Genomic DNA, 4,574 nt, shown 5'->3' with positions numbered 1-4,574 from the left:
TGACAAGTCTAATTATATAAGGAAAAGGTTTCACTTAAAAAAAATTAGCAAAAACAGTCTAAAGCGAATGTTTTTTGCTAATTTTAATTAAAAGTTCGTTTGAAACGCATTTTCAACTGCCTTTTTGAGCACTTTCCCAATTGATTCATTTATAATAAGATCTGCACTGTCATCAAATGGAGTACCTGACTTATTTATTAAAACCAGGTTTTTCCCTTTAAAATATTTTATAAGCCCTGCTGCAGGATAGACAACCAAGGAAGTTCCTCCCACAATTAGTGTGTCAGCATTTTCAATATAATGAATCGACTTGTCAAGAACTTCAGTTTCGAGGCCTTCGCCATAGAGTACGACATCAGGCCTTACAAGTTTTCCACATCTATTGCACTTCGGCACCCCTATAGAATCAATTATATAGTCAAAATCGTATTTTTCATGACATGCTATACAATAGTTTCTTTTAACTGATCCGTGAAGCTCAAGTACCTCTTTACTTCCAGCCTTCTGATGAAGCCCGTCAATATTTTGTGTTATAACAGCTTTAAGTATTCCTTTACTCTCGAGCATTGAAAGAGTCTTATGAGCATCGTTGGGCTCCGCCTCTGGATGAAGTATGTATTCCCTGTAATATCTATAAAAAGTTTCAGTATGATTATTGAAAAAATTGATGCTAAGCATCTCCTCGGGAGAATGGTTATATAATTCCTTTGCACTATAGAGTCCTGTTTCAGATCTAAAATCAGGAATCTTACTTTCAGTGGATACTCCTGCTCCACCGAAAAAAACCATATAATTGCTGTTTTTTATTATTTCTCTCAACTTTCCAATCTTATTCATTCATGTCACCTTGTCCATAACAAATTTCAAGTAATTTTTCAGGCTCACTTATTAGATAGTCAGGTCCTGATGCCTCAAGGCTTTCCCTGTCATTATATCCCCAATCTACTGCGGCCACATCTATTCCTATGTGGTCCATCGCATTTACATCCCTGATTTCATCTCCTACGTACAAAAGTTCATCTTTATTTATTCCATATTTTGCGATAATCTTCAAAAGCTTTTTTTCCTTGCCCCTAAGGCCTGCATTTTCAATAAAGGTAAACATGTCAAGGTCATGGTTGCTTATGAATTTAAATACATTTTTCTTGGAGTTTGAGGTCAATACTCCAACCATTATATTATTGTCTTCCATTTCACAGAGGACATCCTTCATTCCTTCCTTGCAAAGGTCAATGTTTTCTATCATTCCATGAAGAACCTTTCTTCCCCTTCTCATCAATCCCGGAAGATCCCACTTTTTTATATCTAGATGATCTATAACTTCAAAAGCGCTAAGCTTTTTAAGCTTATATAATTCATCCTTTGATACCTTTTTTAATTTAAATTTATCAGCCAGATCAAGATATATGGTAAAAACCATGTCTTCAGTGTCTGCCAATGTCCCGTCAAAATCAAATACTACATATTTGTATTTCATAAATACAACTCCGTCAACATTAATATAGTTATACATTTATACTATATCATAATTCTATTCAAATAACATTGGTAATAATGTAATTTTTTGACTATAATAAAGTGATAAGGAATTAAGGAGAAAAAATGGATAAGCCAAAAAATCAGAAAGACGAGAAAAAGAAGTTAAAGATAAAGGAAATAATCGTAGTAGAGGGAAAAGACGATGTTTCCGCAGTAAAAGCTGCAGTAGATGCAGAAATAATAACTACCAGTGGACTTGGAATAACAGACAAAAAGCTTGAACAGATAAGAAATGCTTCGGAAAAAAGAGGAATCATAGTCCTTACTGACCCCGACTTTCCAGGAAAGAAGATAAGGTACTGGGTAAGCGAAAACCTGACAAATGTAAAGCATGCATATATATCAAAAAAAAATGCTCTTAAAAACGGAAATGTTGGAGTGGAAAATGCCTCGCCCGAGGTTATAATAGAAGCTCTTAAAAATGCAAGAGCTGTTGTGACAGATGAGGTAGAAGAATTCACCAAGAAGGACATGGTTGACTACAGTCTCACCGGATTTCCCAATTCTGCAGAAAGAAGACAGGTCCTTGGTGAACTGCTAAACATTGGACACTGCTCAGGAAAACAGTTCCTGAAAAGGCTCAATAACTACGGAGTAACAAGAAAAGAATTTGAAGACGCAATAGACAAGGTGATAGAAGATGATGAATAGAAAACTACACGATCCAAACATTACAAAGGAAATTTTAAAGAAATACGGTTTTAGCCTTACAAAGGGACTGGGACAGAACTTTTTGATAGATGGGATTGTAATTGAGAACACATGTGATGCAGCAGAAATAACAAAAGAGGACTGCATAATAGAAATAGGTCCTGGAATAGGAACACTAACACAATACCTCTGTGAAAGAGCTAAAAAGGTTGTTTCCATAGAAATTGACAAGGACCTTATAGAGATACACAAGGAAACACTTCCCTATGAAAACCTGAAGATCATTTATGATGACTTTATGAAGATGGACCTTGAAAAAATCATAGCAGAAGAATTCGGCGATTCAAAGGTGAAGGTAGTAGCAAATATTCCCTACTATATAACAACACCAATAGTAATGAAGATACTTGAAGACAGGGTGAAGGTTGAGTCAATAACCGTAATGATACAGAAAGAGGTTGCGGAAAGATTCCAGTCACCTCCGGGAAACAAACAATATGGAGCAATTTCAGCAGTAATCCAGTACTATGCCAAACCAGTAATCAAATTCATAGTACCAAAGACTGTATTCATTCCACAGCCAAAGGTAGATTCAGCTGTAATAGTGATGAATATTTATGACAAACCTCCAGTTGATGTGAAGAACGAAAAGCTCTTCTTCAGGCTCATAAAAGGAGCCTTCGGACAGAGACGGAAAACAATTATCAATTCTGTTTCGGGAACAATAGCTGAAATAGACAAGATAGAATTGAAGGAAATACTGGAAGAACTGGGATATAATCCAAACTTAAGGGGAGAAACTCTTGGAATCCAAGATTTTGCTCTGATATCAAACAGTTTGTCAAAATCAAAAGAATGTTAATTATTTATGACAATTGCTTATTATTGTTTTTAATGATATAATTTATTGAAATAAAATTAGGAGATGTAAACCAATATGCCACAGTTAAGTACCCATCTGCATTTTACCAAGCTTTTAGCAGAAAATTCAGATGAAGATGTACATTTATGCAGCTTTCTTCTGGGAATAGTATCCCCAGACACTTTTCCAGATAAAGAATCATACTATGACTATCACTTCCTCGAAAAAAAAGACGAAGACGGGGACGACGATATTGATGTAATGGAATTTTACGAAAAATTTAATTTCAAGAAAATGGACAAACAAACAAAATCCTTTGTTATTGGCTACTATGCCCATTTATGGCTTGACGAATATTTCAAGTTCAACTCAAGCAAACTGACTTTAAACAACGAATTCGATCTACCGGACAGCAAGCTGAGTAAATCCGTCAAAGAACTCATGCGCCTCTTTGACGAGGAAATAACTGGAAATTATTTTGATGATATAATGAAAAAAATAGAAAACTACGAACTTGAGCTGAAACTCAAGGATTTGAAGCACATAGACATTGAAAAATCAAAGAAACTTTTAATTAAAACATATTTCGAAAATAAACCTACAGATGTCCATGAAGAACTTCTCGACAGAGCTGAATATAAAAAGCTTATGAAAAAAAGCGTAAAACGATTCTTCAAATCAATGTAGAAATTATATAAATAAAAAAGAAAAGAATATAAAAAAATCAAAAACAAAACAAGGAACCCGAGTAATCGAGTTCCTTTTCTTTATGGAAAATTATTGTTTCTTGTATCCAAATTCGAAAGCTTTTCTATTTTCATCAAGAAATTTGACAGATACATTTTCCTCTATTGCTTCAAGCCAGTATTTCTTGTCTATGTCTGTATTGGAGGCTAGTATACCAATGAGAAGAGTGTTCGCAACCTTTACGCTTCCAATCTCCTTGCTTTTTTCTATGGCGTTTATTGAACTAATTTCCCTTGCCTCCCCTTTGTGCGAGACCAACTACATCATTGCTTTTTACATCATAGCCTTTTTCAATACAATCTATTCCATTTATTTTTAATTCATTTTCAATGAATGGCATCATTTCCTCAATTACAATTATCCTTTCATATTTTCCACTCAATCTTATCTTTCAAAAAACACCTCCAATATGATAATTATATCATAATTGAAGGTGCATTCAAAAATCTAAATATTGAAAATTCTTATAAAGTTTTCAGTTGTTGCATCTGCTACTTCTTCATATGGTATTTCCTTAATCCTTGCTATTTCCTCGGCTACGTATCTCACATAGGCCGGTTCATTCCTCTTGCCCCTGTATGGTACTGGAGTAAGATAGGGACAATCAGTCTCTATTAGAAGATGTTCTAGGGGTATTTCCCTTGCCACTTCCTTTGCTTTTTTCGCATTCTTGAAGGTTACAGGTCCCGCCAGTGATATTAGAAATCCAAGCTTCACATATTCTCTGGCAAGCTCCACACTACCTGAAAAGCAATGCAATATGCCTCTTGTGTTG

At 34.8% G+C, this 4,574-nt stretch carries 8 protein-coding genes; 3 read left to right on the top strand and 5 right to left on the bottom strand.

Going from position 1 to position 4,574, the window contains the following annotated elements:
• Positions 1-87: 87 nt before the first annotated feature.
• Entirely contained in the window at positions 88-837 is a 750-nt protein-coding gene (locus tag AC3AX0_RS07810; protein ID WP_487549742.1) for an NAD-dependent protein deacylase, read from the bottom strand.
• A complete protein-coding gene (locus tag AC3AX0_RS07805) occupies positions 830-1,477 on the bottom strand; it encodes an HAD hydrolase-like protein (protein WP_487549741.1) in 648 nt (215 codons plus the stop codon). The genes AC3AX0_RS07810 and AC3AX0_RS07805 overlap by 8 nt, the downstream gene beginning before the upstream one ends.
• 125 nt (positions 1,478-1,602) lie before the next feature.
• Here AC3AX0_RS07805 and rnmV point away from each other — a divergent pair, with 125 nt between their 5' ends.
• The 3 genes from rnmV to AC3AX0_RS07790 all read left to right on the top strand — a co-directional run bounded on the left by rnmV (position 1,603) and on the right by AC3AX0_RS07790 (position 3,739).
• Positions 1,603-2,190, top strand: a complete 588-nt coding sequence (gene rnmV / locus AC3AX0_RS07800) for a ribonuclease M5 (protein ID WP_487549740.1) — start codon at positions 1,603-1,605, stop codon at positions 2,188-2,190.
• The gene (gene rsmA, locus AC3AX0_RS07795; protein WP_487549743.1) at positions 2,183-3,052 is read left to right on the top strand and encodes a 16S rRNA (adenine(1518)-N(6)/adenine(1519)-N(6))-dimethyltransferase RsmA; all 870 of its coding nucleotides are present in this window, start codon (positions 2,183-2,185) and stop codon (positions 3,050-3,052) included. The genes rnmV and rsmA overlap by 8 nt, the downstream gene beginning before the upstream one ends.
• A gap of 75 nt (positions 3,053-3,127) precedes the next feature.
• Positions 3,128-3,739 (top strand): hypothetical protein, encoded by a 612-nt coding sequence (locus AC3AX0_RS07790; protein WP_487549739.1) that lies wholly within the window; start codon positions 3,128-3,130, stop codon positions 3,737-3,739.
• Between the two features lie 90 nt (positions 3,740-3,829).
• Here AC3AX0_RS07790 and AC3AX0_RS07785 read toward each other — a convergent pair whose 3' ends face one another.
• From AC3AX0_RS07785 to AC3AX0_RS07775, 3 genes are all read right to left on the bottom strand, one after another.
• A complete protein-coding gene (locus tag AC3AX0_RS07785) occupies positions 3,830-4,057 on the bottom strand; it encodes a 2-oxoacid:acceptor oxidoreductase family protein (RefSeq protein WP_487549738.1) in 228 nt (75 codons plus the stop codon).
• On the bottom strand, positions 4,023-4,181 hold the full coding sequence (locus tag AC3AX0_RS07780) for a hypothetical protein (RefSeq protein ID WP_487549737.1): 159 nt from the start codon (positions 4,179-4,181) through the stop codon (positions 4,023-4,025). The genes AC3AX0_RS07785 and AC3AX0_RS07780 overlap by 35 nt, the downstream gene beginning before the upstream one ends.
• 65 nt (positions 4,182-4,246) lie before the next feature.
• On the bottom strand, positions 4,247-4,574 hold a 328-nt coding region (locus tag AC3AX0_RS07775), incomplete at its 5' end, for a TatD family hydrolase (protein ID WP_487549736.1).

It is taken from the genome of Dethiosulfatibacter sp. (genome assembly GCF_983023055.1).
This window is presented reverse-complemented; position numbering and strand designations above follow the sequence as displayed.